At 57.6% G+C, this 14,403-nt stretch carries 14 protein-coding genes; 5 read left to right on the top strand and 9 right to left on the bottom strand.

Features of this window, described 5'->3' with window-relative positions; all coding sequences use genetic code 11:
• Positions 1 to 368: 368 nt before the first annotated feature.
• Together V6B15_RS07985 and V6B15_RS07980 are read right to left on the bottom strand one after the other, a co-directional pair.
• Positions 369 to 4,568, bottom strand: a complete 4,200-nt coding sequence (locus V6B15_RS07985; RefSeq protein ID WP_334200719.1) for an Eco57I restriction-modification methylase domain-containing protein — start codon at positions 4,566 to 4,568, stop codon at positions 369 to 371.
• Positions 4,569 to 4,949: 381 nt separating this feature from the next.
• Complete coding sequence (locus V6B15_RS07980; RefSeq protein WP_334200718.1) at positions 4,950 to 5,213, bottom strand: DUF3892 domain-containing protein; 264 nt, start codon at positions 5,211 to 5,213, stop codon at positions 4,950 to 4,952.
• An 86-nt stretch (positions 5,214 to 5,299) separates the two neighbouring features.
• Here V6B15_RS07980 and V6B15_RS07975 point away from each other — a divergent pair, with 86 nt between their 5' ends.
• The 4 genes from V6B15_RS07975 (at position 5,300) to V6B15_RS07960 (ending at position 7,263) form a co-directional block, all read left to right on the top strand.
• Positions 5,300 to 5,569, top strand: coding sequence for a hypothetical protein (locus tag V6B15_RS07975; RefSeq protein WP_253517023.1), 270 nt, complete (start codon positions 5,300 to 5,302; stop codon positions 5,567 to 5,569).
• Between the two features lie 13 nt (positions 5,570 to 5,582).
• A complete protein-coding gene (locus V6B15_RS07970) occupies positions 5,583 to 5,909 on the top strand; it encodes a helix-turn-helix domain-containing protein (protein ID WP_253517021.1) in 327 nt (108 codons plus the stop codon).
• Positions 5,906 to 6,790 (top strand): ImmA/IrrE family metallo-endopeptidase, encoded by an 885-nt coding sequence (locus tag V6B15_RS07965; RefSeq protein ID WP_334200717.1) that lies wholly within the window; start codon positions 5,906 to 5,908, stop codon positions 6,788 to 6,790. Before V6B15_RS07970 ends, V6B15_RS07965 begins: the two co-directional genes overlap by 4 nt.
• Before the next feature lie 203 nt (positions 6,791 to 6,993).
• The gene (locus V6B15_RS07960) at positions 6,994 to 7,263 is read left to right on the top strand and encodes a hypothetical protein (protein ID WP_119512645.1); all 270 of its coding nucleotides are present in this window, start codon (positions 6,994 to 6,996) and stop codon (positions 7,261 to 7,263) included.
• A 319-nt stretch (positions 7,264 to 7,582) separates the two neighbouring features.
• On the opposite strand, the gene V6B15_RS07955 is transcribed toward V6B15_RS07960, so the two are convergent.
• From V6B15_RS07955 to V6B15_RS07935, 5 genes are all read right to left on the bottom strand, one after another.
• A complete protein-coding gene (locus V6B15_RS07955) occupies positions 7,583 to 8,500 on the bottom strand; it encodes a DUF1259 domain-containing protein (RefSeq protein ID WP_225081837.1) in 918 nt (305 codons plus the stop codon).
• A 23-nt stretch (positions 8,501 to 8,523) separates the two neighbouring features.
• Positions 8,524 to 9,918, bottom strand: coding sequence for a chromate efflux transporter (gene chrA, locus V6B15_RS07950; protein WP_119512568.1), 1,395 nt, complete (start codon positions 9,916 to 9,918; stop codon positions 8,524 to 8,526).
• A gap of 308 nt (positions 9,919 to 10,226) precedes the next feature.
• Complete coding sequence (locus V6B15_RS07945; protein ID WP_334200716.1) at positions 10,227 to 10,385, bottom strand: hypothetical protein; 159 nt, start codon at positions 10,383 to 10,385, stop codon at positions 10,227 to 10,229.
• A gap of 2 nt (positions 10,386 to 10,387) precedes the next feature.
• The gene (locus V6B15_RS07940; protein ID WP_119512644.1) at positions 10,388 to 10,645 is read right to left on the bottom strand and encodes a helix-turn-helix domain-containing protein; all 258 of its coding nucleotides are present in this window, start codon (positions 10,643 to 10,645) and stop codon (positions 10,388 to 10,390) included.
• 555 nt (positions 10,646 to 11,200) lie between these two features.
• Entirely contained in the window at positions 11,201 to 11,797 is a 597-nt protein-coding gene (locus tag V6B15_RS07935) for an SOS response-associated peptidase (RefSeq protein WP_119512567.1), read from the bottom strand.
• Between the two features lie 97 nt (positions 11,798 to 11,894).
• On the opposite strand from V6B15_RS07935, the gene V6B15_RS07930 reads away from it, so the two are divergent.
• Positions 11,895 to 12,158 carry a hypothetical protein gene (locus V6B15_RS07930; RefSeq protein ID WP_119512566.1) on the top strand — a complete coding sequence of 88 codons (264 nt, stop codon included), beginning with the start codon at positions 11,895 to 11,897 and terminating at the stop codon, positions 12,156 to 12,158.
• Between the two features lie 33 nt (positions 12,159 to 12,191).
• On the opposite strand, the gene V6B15_RS07925 is transcribed toward V6B15_RS07930, so the two are convergent.
• Positions 12,192 to 13,121 (bottom strand): HEPN domain-containing protein, encoded by a 930-nt coding sequence (locus tag V6B15_RS07925; RefSeq protein WP_253517017.1) that lies wholly within the window; start codon positions 13,119 to 13,121, stop codon positions 12,192 to 12,194.
• Between the two features lie 480 nt (positions 13,122 to 13,601).
• A complete protein-coding gene (locus tag V6B15_RS07920; RefSeq protein ID WP_334200715.1) occupies positions 13,602 to 14,312 on the bottom strand; it encodes a Crp/Fnr family transcriptional regulator in 711 nt (236 codons plus the stop codon).
• Positions 14,313 to 14,403: the final 91 nt, after the last annotated feature.

Raw genomic sequence — 14,403 nt, 5'->3', positions numbered from 1 at the left:
AAGCCCTTGGCGTTCCCGCGCAAGGATCGCATGAGCGATCCGCAAAAACAACGGCACCCTTGCGACGGCGCGAAGCCGCCGGACGTCCTGCGCGCGCGATCAGTGCGCCAGCGGGCGTCAGGCAATGAGAGAGGCAAGAGTGCCTGCGGGTTAGCTCAAGAACGCCGCGCCCTAAGGAGCGCGAAGCGCGGGACAGAGCGCGTCCTCCAGAAACTCCCGCTCATTCGATAACTGCTCCTGATCGTCACCCGGATGGGCCGGGACTACAGGCCCGGTCCGCGAAGTGGATAGAGCAGGTCGCCCGCAGGGCAGCCTGAAAACACAACCGGGATCTGATGATCGGCAACACACCGAACAGGCGATAAAGGTCAACGGAAAGGATCAGAGACCTTCTCAGCGGTAAGGGGCCTAAGGTCTAAACTTGGTGGCGGCGCCAATGGCATGCGGGGCGGGGCAGTGCGCCACATCAGCGCGATTTCCTCGTCCGTCAGCCCGTATGCGCGTTCGACCATGGCAGCGAGTCTGCGCTCATGTGCAAGCAATTCGATTCGCGCTTGCCTTGCAGGCTCAGCGGTTTCGCTGAAGGCTTCGCGCAATTGACGAAGCTGCGTGGGAGTCAGTCCTTGCCGTTTGGGCAATGCAGATCGAACAGCAGCGACAAAGCCATCGCTGTCGAGTTTGCTGGCTTCGCGTAAAGTAGCGCTGGTCGCTCCAGAAAACTCTAAGCTCAGCCAATCTGTTATGGCTCGATCCGCTTGCTCAACAATGTCGGTGTTCTTCCTAACGGCGTAAACACATTCCTCGAACGCGTTACGTTGATCGTGTTCAAGTTGTGGGATTGGAAAATTCCGAACGTAAGGAATGTCGAACGCGAGTGCCTCATCCTTCTTGTGCGGGAACTCTTTGAATTGGAAATACCATCCGACAGGGGAATTAAGGCAGGCGACTATCCACTCATCAGCCTTCGGCAATATGAGGGCTGAATCGTTGACCATGTATTCGCCGTTGTCAGTACAAACCTGCGCGTAAAAAGCGATGCGCCTGAGGAGGATTTTTGGTACATCGAAATCTGCGTAATATTCCACGGCATCTTGAATTTCATACCAACGGTAGCTTCCGGCTTTACGACCCGGCCATTTCGCACCCTTTCTTGGGGGCGTCCAATTGTTAGGTTTAGGTTCGAGCTGTGTTCGCAATGATTCAAGGTGCCGTAAGACACTCGGATACTTTTCAATATCGATGCCTCGCCTCGCGAAGATCATCCAAAGGCCATTCCATTCTGGCAGCCATCGACCAATGTCTTGTCCGCGAAGATAAGGCTTTATTATTTCAGCAGCATTGGAATCCTCATTCACAAGCTTATTGCGCGTGGCGGTGTCGATCAGAAACGCTTCGTTGAACCCAGTCTTGACGCCGTAGAGCGGACTGACCCCGGCATATTTCTCCATCGGTTCGCCGCGTTCCCGAATCTTTCGAAGAAGTGCGGCGACTTCTGGTGGCTCCAGCACCCACGCTTCTTCAGACAGATCGGAGCGTTTTGCGCGATAAGTTGCCGCCTGCACAGCAGCTGACAAACCTTCCCGGGGAACATCATCACGCGGGATGACTGCAAGATCGTACTGCTCGGGCGCTGCGTCAGTATCGGGCTTCCGGACCGAGATAACGCATGGAAACACGTCGGCGTCCGGGAACAGATGTCGCGCGTGGCCGAAATCGGCGAGAAACTCGATCCAGACCTCTTCCGCAAACATCCTGCGGAGTTTTTCGGCATAGCCGGCCCTCAGCCACTTGTTGGTTACGACATAGCCCATACGCCCGCCGGGCTTGAGCAGATTGATCCCCTGTTCGTAGAAGTAGACGTAAAGATCGGCACTCCCCGCATAAGTATCGAAGGCTTTTGACAGGGCAGGCTTTATCGCGCTGATCTCCTCCTGACGGACATAAGGCGGATTGCCGATAACCGCGTCGAATCCACCCGATCGCTCCGGCGAGGAAAAGTCGCTCCACACGCCAGGGAAGGCGACCTCCCAATGGAAAAACCTTTGTTCTGCTGCGATTGCGCGTGCTTCGCGCACGAGACTGTCCGCCAGCGCGCGCCTGCGGTCATCCGGCCGGTGGCTCGGCATAAGGCTGCCCTGGACCGGCTCTGGTCCGCCGAGACCAAGTTCGGTGCGCGTATCGGCCGCAAGCACCTCGATCTCTCCGCTCGCGATCCGGCTGGGGTCACCGAAAGATCCTTCGTGTACCAGCTTCATTGCTTCGGCCCGGTCGAACTTGCGCTCGGCATCGATCGCTCTGGCAACTGCACGCTGAATCTTTGCCGTCTCCTTCTCCTTGCTCGGCCCTTCCTCCATTTGCGCCAGCCGCTTCTCGCCGTCTGCCTGTATGGCATTCGCCGTTTCGCGAGGACGTCGCACGGTTGTTTCCAGCACACCCATGAGGTCGTCTGCCTTGGCGAGACTCAAAATTGCTTCAAGCGGTGCGCTGGTTTCGGATATCTTTGCAAAAAGCGTTTTTGACTGGTCAACCTGCGTAATGTCGGTGTCGGTCAGCCCTTCGATCTCTCCCATGTCCCGTACGACAGCTGCTAGGGATAAAAGGTGCTGATTGGAGATCAGGGCACCGCGTTCCCGCATCCAGTCAAAGGTAGGTTGCACCCATGCGCCGAGCACACTGTTGCCGCAGCGCAAATGGTGGTCGAGAAAGGACAACGGCGCCCCGACCGTGAAGCTGTGCAGCCAGAGCGCGACCTTGGCGAGTTCAACTGCCATCGGGTTGAGGTCGACCCCGTGCACGCAGCGCTTGAGTACCATGCGGCGCACGATGTGGCGGTCGTCCAGCTGTTCTTCGACGATAGGCCAGTTATGCGCGCGCGCGTTGGCAATGATCCCCTCTCGCAGATCGGCGATATGCTTGACCAGCGGAGACGTATAGTCGCCCCCGGCCATGCTTTCAGCGTCGCCAACCGCAGTGAGAACCTTGTCTGAAAACCAGTCTACCAGACTGACAAGGAAATGCCCGCTCCCCATGGCCGGGTCGACGATGCGGAGCGAAAGCAGAGACATCGCGGGATCGTGGCCGCGAAGCGTGTCCCCCGTCGCGCCGCTTTCGAGAGCGGCTGCGAACGCTTCGCGCTTCTCGTCGACGAGTGGCCCAACGGTCTTTTCGATGATCAGCGAGACAAGCGGCTCAGGGGTGTAATAAGAGCCCGACCGGTGCCGCGCCTCATTGTCCGAGCGCGGCCGCACCGTTCCGCCTTCTTCGGTTTCGACACCGTATTCGAGAATCGATTCATAGATCGACCCGAGCTGCTGAACCGAAAGATCGCGGTAGTTGATGTAGCGGAGACGTCCATCCTCCTCTCTGTGTGAAAGCGGCAAGATCACCTTGGCGAGCGTATCGTCTGAAAGCTTGATGCGGCTGAGCAACGAGTCACCTTCCGTCGCGAACAAGCCCCCGTTGTAAGGAGGGATGCCCAGATCATCATCGCCTTCGGAAATGGCCCCGAATATCGTTTCGAGGCGAGACCAGTATGCAGTGCTGCGAGCAAGTTGCGCCTGTCCTTGGACATGCCGCTCCTTGATCTCCTCCCGCAACCGGGTGAGGCAATAATCGGCATAAGGGCCGCGCTCGTCAGGCAACAGGTTCCGGTCTTCTGCGAAAAGGACAAACAACAGGCGATAAAGCAGGTACATGGCCGCTTGGCGGACATCCTCTGCGTACTCATCATCCACCACTTCAGGGCGAAACGGGTCTGCTAACGGGATCGCCATTATTAGTTCGGGGAATACACTGTCGAACACGGTATCCGCCAGATCCTTGCGAACCTTTTCTTCCCACCGCCGCGCATCTTCAATCGCGATCAGGTGGAAGCTGCGACCTTGCTCGCTTGGACGAAAGGCATCCCGCCCGAAGATCAGCAAGAAGAGCCGGAATGCCTGATCGGGATCGATTTGCTCATCGAGAAGATCGGGATCGCATCCGGGCAACCCGAATACCTTGCCAAGGTCTATCTCGAAGAAGTCTTCGGCGACTGAAAGTGCATTCTGATAATAAAGCCGCCATTGCCGCCCATTGGTCAGAATGCCCCACGGCATCTTTCCATCGGCAACGACGGCAGCACGGCGCAGGTAATGCATTATCTGGGTGGATGGGACGCCCTGGTCCCCCTGTCCCTCGCGATCGAGCGGTCGATCCCAGCGCTTCGCTTCCACAAGGGCCGCGCCGTGGCGGAAGCGTTGCCACGGCTCGAGTGTCTTTGCCCGTTCTGCGGCTTCTTCATCCGCGAATAGCAGGGCATCGGGGACATCCTTGCGTCCCTTGGTCGTCATGTTCTGCTGGACAGATTTGTGTTGCCAACCCAGCATTTCGAGCAAGGGATAGATGAGTTGGTCTTCGGTTTCGGCCTCGGTAGGCTTTTTCCGTCCCGCGTGATCCAGCAGAAGGGTCCGCGCCTCGTTCCATAGCAGTTCCACTGCATCACTTGCGAGGTTCTGCCATTCAGGGGTTTCGGCAATCCCTTCCTTCAGCCAATCACGTGTAAATAATGCGCCCTGAAACACAGCCACCCTCCCTGCTGCCAGCGAAGTAGCGGATCTACCGTTCAATTACACCCGACCTGTGACGCTCGTGCACAGCGAACTGCGGGGCAGACCGCTTCGCCAAGCCCCATTGCATGCTCGAAGGGCTACCAGTCCACAGATTGCTATGGACTTCGATCGCATTGGAGAGGGTAGGGCATTCGACGACATTGGAGCACCGCCTCAAGCACTCTGGGATACTATGCGAGATTTCGGATTGGGGCCAATTACGGACTGTCTGCCATTGGGCGAAGTCCTCAACCCAAGAGACATTGAACCGCGTTAAGCTGCGGCACGAAAAACCGGCTGAAGCAGCGTAGATTGCTTCATCCGGTAATCGCCTCCTTTGCAAACACTGACGCACCCCAGTCAGCAGTCCGGCAGGTCATCCAGATTGTTTTTGTTGGTCTCGTCCCGGTCCGTCCGCAGATATTTGCCGTTGGGACCTTGAACGACGCGGATCCGAGTTTCCGGATAGCGCGTCCAATTGACCCAGTACTCGTGAGTACCGTTCTCAATATCACGGATCGCATCGACCTTCGCTCGCGGAGACCACGGTTGACCGGAATTGCAAAGGCGAGTGATGTCGCCATCCTTGTCTTTGCCAGTCTGGCGCACATAACGCTTTGCCATAATAGTTCTTCCTTAACATTTGCTGGTTGTTGAAGCGGAGCGAGGCATCGCTCCGCTTCAGCGATTACTTCCGGTTGGGACGCTGCGTGAGCGCCGACGCTGCTGCCGACTTCGCGGCCTTGCTTGACTTAGGGTCGCGCAAAACCTTGGACGCCGCAGAAGCCGCCTTCTTGCTCGTCACTTCCGAATTGCTCTTCCTTCCCGCCATTCCAAATCACCTCCTTTCGATTGACATTCTGCTGATTCGTCGTAAAAACATCTACGAAACCGTAGGGCAATATGGCAAAAAACAAGCGCCCCGGAGTGGGCGCGCTTCTATCTACCATTGCGTAGGCTTAACTAGTTTTGTCCCGTAGGTCAAGGAGCGTGATGAACGAGGATCAATTCGGAGAGCGGTTGACGAAGGCCCGCGAAAAGCGCGAGCTTACTCAAGCGGATCTTGCCAAGAAGGCCAGTCTGCAAGTTGCCGCTATTGGACACTTTGAACGTGGTCGCCGCAAACCTTCGTTTGCAAATGTGCGGGCGCTCGCAAAGGCACTCAATGTGAGCTCGGACTACCTGCTCGGGCGGACCGAAAACATGGCTGGCGCCACGACTGCATTCCGCGGCGAAGAGGACCTTACTGACGCAGACCGCGAGCATATCCAGCTCATGATAAATCTCATGCGCGAGAGACGCGAGCAGTCGGATCAGTGAGGGGGTTTCGGCCGGAATGGGCGCGCAAGCTTGGCGAGCGAAAGGCCCGAGAGTTCGGCTTCGATTCCTTCCCGATCGATCCCTTCGCGATCGCTGCTGACGAGGATATTTTTGTCGAAGAGCACAAAGCCGCTCAGCCCGGGGTTAGTGGCGGCATCATTTTCGACGGCCCGAATGTCGGCATCTTTTACTCTACCGCGATCAAGAGTCCTGGATTTCATCGCTTCACCATCGGTCACGAGCTGGGGCATTATTTCCTTCCAGGCCACCCCGAGGAATTGCAGAAGGTCGGTCCACTGCATGCATCGAAGGCTGGGTTCTCCGCAGGCGATCGGCCTATCGAAATTGAAGCAGATCACTTTTCGTCTGGTCTGCTTCTCCCGGGCAAGCTTGTTCGCAGCACCCTCGACGATGCGCCGATAGGCCTTTCTGGGATAGAAATGCTTGCCGAACTCTCGGAATGCTCGCTTACCGCTTCTGCCATCAGGTCTGCCGAATGCAGCCCTTATCCAATGGCCGTCGTGGTCAGCCAAGCTGACAGGATATGCTACGGATTCCTGTCCGAGGGCTTCAAGCAACTAGGACCCCGGGCATACCCTCGGAAAGGCGATCTCCTGCCTGCTTCGGCGACCAGACAGTTCAATGCCGCACCTGCAAATGTGATCTCTGGCGCCAGAGCTAGCGGCGAGACTACGGTCTCGGACTGGTTCGACGGTTCGTCAAACACCGTTCTTGATGAAGAGGTGATCGGTCTAGGTTCGTACGGCTTCACTTTGACCGTGTTTTCAAGCGAAGAGCTTCCTGAAGACCCGTACGAAATCGAGGACGAAGAGACCGATTTAATCGAAAGCTACCAGCCTAAATTTGCCCGTGGGCGGTGACTGAATTTGGGCCGTTTCCGGAATGTCGGCTGTGAAGCTCCGGACAGGGCAAAGCTGACGGTCCGTTGGGTTTCTGCCTCGGCCAGTAGCCTCTCTTATTTTACACCAGACATGCCCCGCCACATTGCCGGCAAAATTCGCCGGTCATTTGTGCGGCGTCGATGCGATTTACACGGATGCCCTTCTGCAATATCCAGCAGTATATGAGCAAACGCGACCCTAACCTTGTCACTTCCGGCCTATCGGGTAGCCAATCGAAAGATGGGGTTTCTGTCGAGGTGAACATTTTTCGTCTGGAGGACGAAGGTCAATGGACCCTCGAAGTCGTCAATGAGAAGGGTACCTCGATCGTTTGGGATGACCAGTTCGCAGATGATGACGCGGCATTCAGGGCGTTCGAGCAGGTAGTCGCTGATGAAGGTATGGCGACCTTTCTTGATAGCGCCAATGTCATCCCATTTCCCGGCCAGTGAAAGTGACCAGAATTCCCGTGAACCAATCCGACGTATGAATCGTCTGACCGGCTTGGTTTCGGGCGCCGGTAGTTTAGCTGCCATATCGTGGCGAGTTCTGGGCCGCTTCGAGACAGTCTGGTTTCGGGAGCTTTCCTAAGAAAACGGACAATCCGGTCGCGATTCAAATCGCGGCGCCGTGTCCCATCCACATCGCATTCAAAGACAAGCCCACCAGCTAGCGACATAACTCACGTTCCCTGCCATTTCGAAGACAATGCCTGTCGCAATGAGGTGCAAGCGATCGCTGCCTTACTGATTTTTATCGGAATGGTTGCGCCTATCCGGTTTCGGCCTGTGCGTTACGGGCAGCAGCAATCGCCGCTGCAAGCTCTTTTGCTGGACCCACTCCCCAGTAGTGGAGGAAGTAAAACATCGGTTCACCGCCGATCATGTGGTTATGCAATGCTACGATATGGATATCCCGCTCGCGCAGTGCGCGGAGCACGGGCTGGACTTCGTCCTCGGTCATGATGAAGTCACCATCCACGGCGGCAAGGTCGTTGGTGCCCGAGAACGCCGCCCAGGTCGTAAGCCCCATCGAACCACCGATCTCAACGCCGTGCATGCGGCCTTGGCGAGCGAAGGTGTATTTCACGACACCATCGGCGATGCTTGGCTCGGTGCCCAAGATTTCGCTCAGCGCCAGGGCTTCGATCGTGCCGTTTGCATCCGGCGTCATGCCACCGAAACTGCGCTGCGGCGTCGGCGAGGCGGCGCGCACTTCCTTGATGGCATCCCAGACGGCTTTTACACCCGCTGCCATCTTGGCGGTTTCCCCATGCCCGCCGATATGCATAAAATAGACCGGCGGATCGTCGAATATGAAATGATTGTGCAGCGCGGTGACGGTCAACCCGTTGGCGAGGGCAGCGTCCATCGCGGCTGTTATCTCATCCTCGAATACGACCGTGTCGCCCATGACCATCACTCCGCCATCGACGGGTTTGAAGGCAGCCCATGAGCCGAGACCTGCCGGGGGATCGAGGCGCATGCCGTCGACCATCACCGGCACGTCGGCGCGCGTCCAACCGATGCGTGCGACCCCATCGTCGGTCATGGTGACCTCCGAGTGCGATGCCTCGAAAATCAGTGCCTCGAGATTGCCGAGATTATCCTGCGCGTGAAGAGCCGCCGACATCGCTGATAGCGATAGAGCCAAGCCGCCGACGAACAATGTTCTGCGTAATTGCTTCATCTTAGTTCTCCTTGGATGTGATTTCAGGTGCCAGCCATCATTGCGAGGTAATACAGCGACCCAATGAGTGCGCTCACGAAGAGAACGAGCAACATCCCGATCTTGAAGCGCAGCATGGCGATCAGGGCCGCAGCGGCAATGACGACGGAGGCGACGTCGATCGTGGCGAAGTCCGGCACGAGCAGGCGTGCGCCGTAACCTCGAACCTCGTCAAGCCGTGCGAAGGCAACGTGCAGCGCAAACCAGATGGCAAGGTTTAGGATCACACCGACGACTGCTGCCGTCACCGCCGAAAGCGCCGCTGTCAGAAGCTTCACGCCGCGCAGTTTTTCGATAAATGGCGCACCAAGGAAAATCCATAGGAAGCACGGCACGAACGTGACCCACGTGACGATGACCGAAGCCGCGATGCCCGAAGCCACCGGGCCTAACATGTCTGCTTCGCGATATCCCCCCATGAACCCCACGAATTGGACGACCTGGATCAGTGGACCCGGCGTGGTCTCCGCCATGCCCAACCCATCGAGCATTTCACCGGGGGCAAGCCAGCCATGCGTCTGCACGGCTTCCTGCGCCATATAGGCCAGCACGGCATACGCGCCCCCGAATGTCACGACCGCGAGCTTGGAGAAGAAAACCGCCAGTTCCGTGAACACGTGATTTGGGCCAACAAGAAGGATCAGCGCAATTATGGGAGCTGCCCAGATGCTGCCCCAGATCAAGGCCGTGCGGACTGCTCCGCGCCATGTAGGCTGCGCTTTCGCCATACCGCCTGTATGAAGCACGGCTTCCGGCTCGCTCTCCCCGTCCTCGGTCGTTTCACGGGCGCGAATGACCAGAAACCGTGCAGGATCGAAATGCCCTCCAAGAAAACCGACCAGCGCGGCGGCCGCGATAATCAGCGGGAAAGGTGCATCGAATGCGAATATCGCCACGAAGGCTGCGGCGGCAATCAGATACATGGGCCAAGTTTTCAATGCCCTTTTCCCGATGCGCAGCAGGGCCTCGATGACTATGGCGAGCACCGCCGCCTTAATGCCGAAGAAAATCGCCTGGACGAAGCTGGCCTCCTGAAAACTGGCATAGAGCACGCTAAGCGCCATAATGCTGAGGAAGCCGGGAAGGACGAACAGGCATCCTGCGACGAGGCCACCGCGAACGCCGTGGAGCAACCAGCCAATATAGGTGGCAAGCTGCATGGCTTCCGGTCCGGGCAGGAGCATGCAGTAATTGAGCGCATGCAGGAACCGGTTCTCCCCGATCCAGCGCTTTTCATCGACTAGAATGCGGTGCATCACCGCGATCTGGCCCGCTGGTCCACCAAAGCTCAACGCGGCCACGCGCGCCCAGACACGCACCCCTTCGGAAAACGGGATCGGAGTTTGTTCTACGGAACCTGAATTAGCGGGAGAATTCATCAACGCGTCCTTCGCACACAGCTCATCGAGCCGGACTTGGGCGCATTGCCTTACCGGGCGCCGGAATAAGTGCCCGAAGTCAAACTGCTAGATCATTGATCTGGTGTTGTCAAAAGCCTTACGCGAACAGTCTGCCTTGCACTTGGAGAATGTCGGCTTTCGAGATCGGCATTTGTATCTCCGATTTCCGAATTGAGGGCACGAAGCCGCCCTCAGCTACTACCTAGTCCAGTGGCAGGTTTCAGGATCGCGACGAGACCGATCAAATGTCCAATATTGGGGCGCGAAGCCGACATAGCTCGAGTGCACTAGGAGCGCCGCGAAAGTTCCACGACCACGCTGGCTGCCAATGCATCTTCGGATTTCTCGCGTCGCTGCTGAACCGTCGACACCAGCTGACGCTTCGAGTGGTCCGGCATCCTGATGATGGCGGCGAGTACGATGGCCTTCATGAGATCAGGATGCATGGTCATTGCACAGCTTCTGCAGTCGGCTCATCTGAATTCTTCCGCCGTCTCTCAACCAGCGATCGGAGACTGGCAGTCAGCACAAGCGTCGAACTGCCCAGCTTGACGATCTCTATCTCGCCTTCACCGATGAGCACATAGAGGGTGCTGCGCCCGATCCCGAGATAGCGGCAGGCCTCGGGCACCCGCATCGCTATCGGTTCTATCGACTGACGCTGTCGTTGCTCGCGAAGATGGTCTGTCGTGCCTGCAGAAGGCATGCCGGTCGGTCCTTTCATCTATCGGGTGATGACGGACCGACCTGGGGGATCATGGAGGGGAGCAGACCGGCCCGCCATCGACAGCGAGTATCGCTCTATTGAGAGCTGGCGCGCCACATGACGTTTTTACGCTGGGGCAGCCTTTGGTGCGCTGGCGCGCCGCTCTTCTGGCAACTTAGGGTAAAGTGTATCCCAACGTGTCTTCGGGGACGAATGCGGATCTCATCTCAAAGGCTCATTTGCCAAGATACTTGCTCGATTTGGGAGGCGCCGTCGCTCTCTGCATTGAAAACAAAAGGATTTCATAGGGCAGCGCCAGCAGGGCAACATCAGCGCCGTCGGCAAATCATCAGCGAAACCAACCACCTGCACCCCGACCGACGGCGGTGCTTTTATCTCGCCATCCTATTTCCTACCCACCCCAAACGTCCACGGACACTTTATCTGAACAGCACGCGATGCAGCTTCGTTGCAAATGCGTGGCAATGATGTCGCGAAGCGAGCGCAGCGATTACAGCGCACCAAAAACGGCAGGCGTGCAGTCGGAATGCACTTCTACCAGCTCTGATCCGTCCGTTCGATTGCAAGCTCACCGGTCCATGGCTTGCAGAGACTGCGCGCCTCTCTTGTCGAGCCGTTGGTCCATTTCGACCAGTCGTCTTGCTCCAGCAGTACCGGCATCCGCGAATGGCATTCCGCAGCAATGCCAGCGCTGTCGGTCATCAACATCGAGTAGACGAGACCCCATTCGTCGCTGTTGCGCCACAGCCCTGCGGCTGCAAACAACTCGCTATCGGGACGGCTTAGCCAGGTGCGCGTCTTGCTTCCCGGTGTGCCCTCGGCTTCCGCCCATGCCGTCAACGGAATGAGGCAGCGGCGTTCCTCGAAGCTGTAGCGCCACATGTAGCTGTCGAGTTTGTCGGTGCGAGCGTTGTTGACCGGCTTCGGTTTGAGCGGCTCGCCGGTGCGCTTGCTTTTGAGCGACAACGGGAAACCCCAGGACATCTGCGAGAGCTTGCCATCTGCAATCACAGCACCGGGATATCCCGGAAACACTTCGTCCCCAAAGTTGGCATTGCCCAGTTGATCGGCTGCATTGAACCAGCGCGCGACCTCGTCGTTCGCCTTCGTCATTCGGTAGAGATTGCACATCGCAAAGCGCCTGCCGCGAGCATGTTTTACTGTCAATCGGCAGCAGGGTAGAAGTTTCGCATTGGCAATTAGTTCCTGTTATGTTCTAACTGCAAGAATGTTGATTCGACCTAGCGATACTGAACTTACCTATGTGATCGGGGCTGCACTCGGTACGGTCGAGACCTACGCGCTCCGCGATGTGCTTTCAGCAACGAGAGCGTTCAACCGGCGCGAAGCGGTCGAGACACTCACGGCAAGGATCGTCGAGGCGCTCGGGCCTTATGAAATTACCCGGGAGGCGGGGGAGGCCGGTTTTGACGACAAAACCCTGCCGCTTTTTCCAGAAACAGAACAGACAAATGTGCTCAGCGCTCCGTAATCTTGACGAATCTCGAGCCAAGATAGCAATTGTCTAAGAACCGTTCCCGGTCTCGGCTTTGAGTTTTTCCAATCGCTCAGAACACACTTCGTGGACGACGCGGCCCAGCTCTTCGACCTGCTCGCCGAGCCACTCAAGCTCCTCTTTCGTGATCCGGTAGTGTTTTGAGTAGCGCGCCTTCACGTACGCTTCTTTGAGTTTCTCAAAGCGGGCGCGGTCTCGCTTCGTATCGCGTGGCCAGACGTAGGTGAGGCGAGGATCGATGCGCTCAGCTTGGGTGCGAAGGAACCCGAGATTGTGCACGTGGGGTGTGTAGAACGTGCAGACCAGGAGCACGCAGTGATAGAGAAACTCGGAAGTTTGATGAAGGTCGAAGGCAGCGGGTTTGAGGAAGCCTCGCTCCCTGCCAAGTTTCGAGAGTTCAAAGCGCTGGATAGCCGTTGGAAACCACTCGTCGAAATACTCCTGCGCCATTGCTAGCGCTTGGTCGGGAGTCTTGGGTTTAGGCGTATGCAGCTCGGTGTCGTCCGACTGGTAGAGCGCGACTCCATCCTGCTTAACGTCCATGAAGAAATAGCGGCCATGGGCGAGACCGTCGTTCACCTCCTGCAAGGTGTGGACGATGAAATTTACCGGCGTGTGGAGCGTGCCCGTCACGCCGTATTCTCGCATCAGGCGGTCATCGACCTTTGCCCAGTATTTCACTCTGTCGGTGAGCCGCTTGTCATTGACGATGATCAGTAAATCATAATCCGACTGGTAGCCTTTGGCGGTATGCGGCTCGTCGACCCAGGTACCGCGTGCGTAGCTTCCGTAAAGGATGACCTTGAGGATACGCCCGGCCTTCTTCCAGTCGTGCTTAGCCAGTGCGAAGGCATCCTCGAACTCTTCGAAGATCAGCTGAACGACGCGTTCCAGCTCGCGCTGTTTTTGCGGGGGCAGGTGATCGAGATCGGTCTTCATCAGTCAGTTCCTAGCAAGTCGCTGGAATGGTTGCACCTGCTGACCATGATTCATCCGCAAAACTCGCTCATTGGGCACAGTGATTCAGCGGAGCCCGTATACGTCAATACCAAGAAATGGGGATGGGCGTTCATAGACCCATTCCCAGATGCTGGTACGCTGGTGTGGAACAGCAAAGAGCTTCTTTTGAGGTAGTGCTTCTTGGCACTTCGAACGGGCTGGGATAAGAAGGAAAGGCGCTCTACCAAGCCCCGAAAAATTCAGTTTCAAAGCTCAAAAGCTGAACCGAACTACACTTATATGAACAAAAATGTGGGGGAGAGTGTGGGGTAGAGTTTACGCTGCCTATGAGTACTAAATTGATTTCAAAACGTTAATTGCTAGGTTCGATTCAAGCCCTGCCACCACCGCCACCCTTTCCGAAACTCTCATATCCGTTGACGTCGTCGGGATTTCCGGCGGCAATCCGCGTGATCGGCGTTACCCTGCGCGCAGTTCGAGGTCGGCGCGGTCGCGCAGGATGATTTCGCGCCGTGAGGGGAGTTCGATCGCGCCTGCGCTGCGCAGGCGGGTCAATTGGCGGCTGACCGTTTCGATCGTGAGGCCGAGCACATCGGCGATCTGCTGTCGTGACACGGGCAGAAGCAGGCTGGTCTGCGCGCCCGCAACGCCGTTGCCCAGCCGGTCGGCCATTTCGATCAGGAAGCTGGCGACCTTCTGTTCGGCATTCATGCGGCCAAGCAGCAGCATCCAGCGCCGGGTCCGGTCGAGTTCGCTGAGCGTGCGTTCGAGCAATTTGTGTTCGAGGCGCGGATGTTCGCGCGCAAAATGGTCGAAGTCCGCGCGTTCGAACACGCAGATCTGCGCCTCGGTCAGCGCTTCGACGCCATAAGGTGAGGTTTCCCCGAAGGGCCGACCGAGGAAATCGGAGGGATAGACGAGGCCGAGGATCTGCTCCTTGCCGTCGGCCGAGTGCGATGACAATTTGAGCACGCCCTCGATCACATTGGCGACCAGCACCGCCTCGTCGCCTTCCCACATCAGCTGTTCGCCCGCTGCCAGGGTGCGGCGCCGCCCGATGGTGTTGAGCAGGTCTATCTCGCGTTCGTCCAGCTCGGCGCAGATCGCCCGGTTGCGAATGGCGCAGCTATCGCAAAAGTTGCGGGGGCGCGAAGGCTGCGTATCCTGCATGTCGTCAGCACTATCGGGTGCCCGCGGCGATGCCAAGGCATGTCTGCACCTCGGGCGGGACCGGAACTTGCGGGATGGCCGGAGCCGGACT

It is taken from the genome of Qipengyuania sp. Mu-71 (assembly GCF_036867055.1).
Classification (GTDB): domain Bacteria; phylum Pseudomonadota; class Alphaproteobacteria; order Sphingomonadales; family Sphingomonadaceae; genus Qipengyuania; species Qipengyuania profunda.
Note: the sequence above shows the minus strand (reverse complement) of the source record. Positions and strands in the feature narration are given on the sequence as shown.

What these genes read in the sequence shown, in the direction of transcription:
- chrA (WP_119512568.1), bottom strand. Translation starts at nt 9,918, where the DNA reads ATGAATTCTCCCGCTAATTCAGGTTCCGTAGAACAAACTCCGATCCCG.
- V6B15_RS07945 (WP_334200716.1), bottom strand. Translation starts at nt 10,385, where the DNA reads ATGCATCCTGATCTCATGAAGGCCATCGTACTCGCCGCCATCATCAGG.
- V6B15_RS07935 (WP_119512567.1), bottom strand. Translation starts at nt 11,797, where the DNA reads ATGTGCAATCTCTACCGAATGACGAAGGCGAACGACGAGGTCGCGCGC.
- V6B15_RS07980 (WP_334200718.1), bottom strand. Translation starts at nt 5,213, where the DNA reads ATGGCAAAGCGTTATGTGCGCCAGACTGGCAAAGACAAGGATGGCGAC.
- V6B15_RS07940 (WP_119512644.1), bottom strand. Translation starts at nt 10,645, where the DNA reads ATGCCTTCTGCAGGCACGACAGACCATCTTCGCGAGCAACGACAGCGT.
- V6B15_RS07930 (WP_119512566.1), top strand. Translation starts at nt 11,895, where the DNA reads ATGTTGATTCGACCTAGCGATACTGAACTTACCTATGTGATCGGGGCT.
- V6B15_RS07960 (WP_119512645.1), top strand. Translation starts at nt 6,994, where the DNA reads ATGAGCAAACGCGACCCTAACCTTGTCACTTCCGGCCTATCGGGTAGC.
- V6B15_RS07970 (WP_253517021.1), top strand. Translation starts at nt 5,583, where the DNA reads ATGAACGAGGATCAATTCGGAGAGCGGTTGACGAAGGCCCGCGAAAAG.
- V6B15_RS07920 (WP_334200715.1), bottom strand. Translation starts at nt 14,312, where the DNA reads ATGCAGGATACGCAGCCTTCGCGCCCCCGCAACTTTTGCGATAGCTGC.
- V6B15_RS07955 (WP_225081837.1), bottom strand. Translation starts at nt 8,500, where the DNA reads ATGAAGCAATTACGCAGAACATTGTTCGTCGGCGGCTTGGCTCTATCG.
- V6B15_RS07925 (WP_253517017.1), bottom strand. Translation starts at nt 13,121, where the DNA reads ATGAAGACCGATCTCGATCACCTGCCCCCGCAAAAACAGCGCGAGCTG.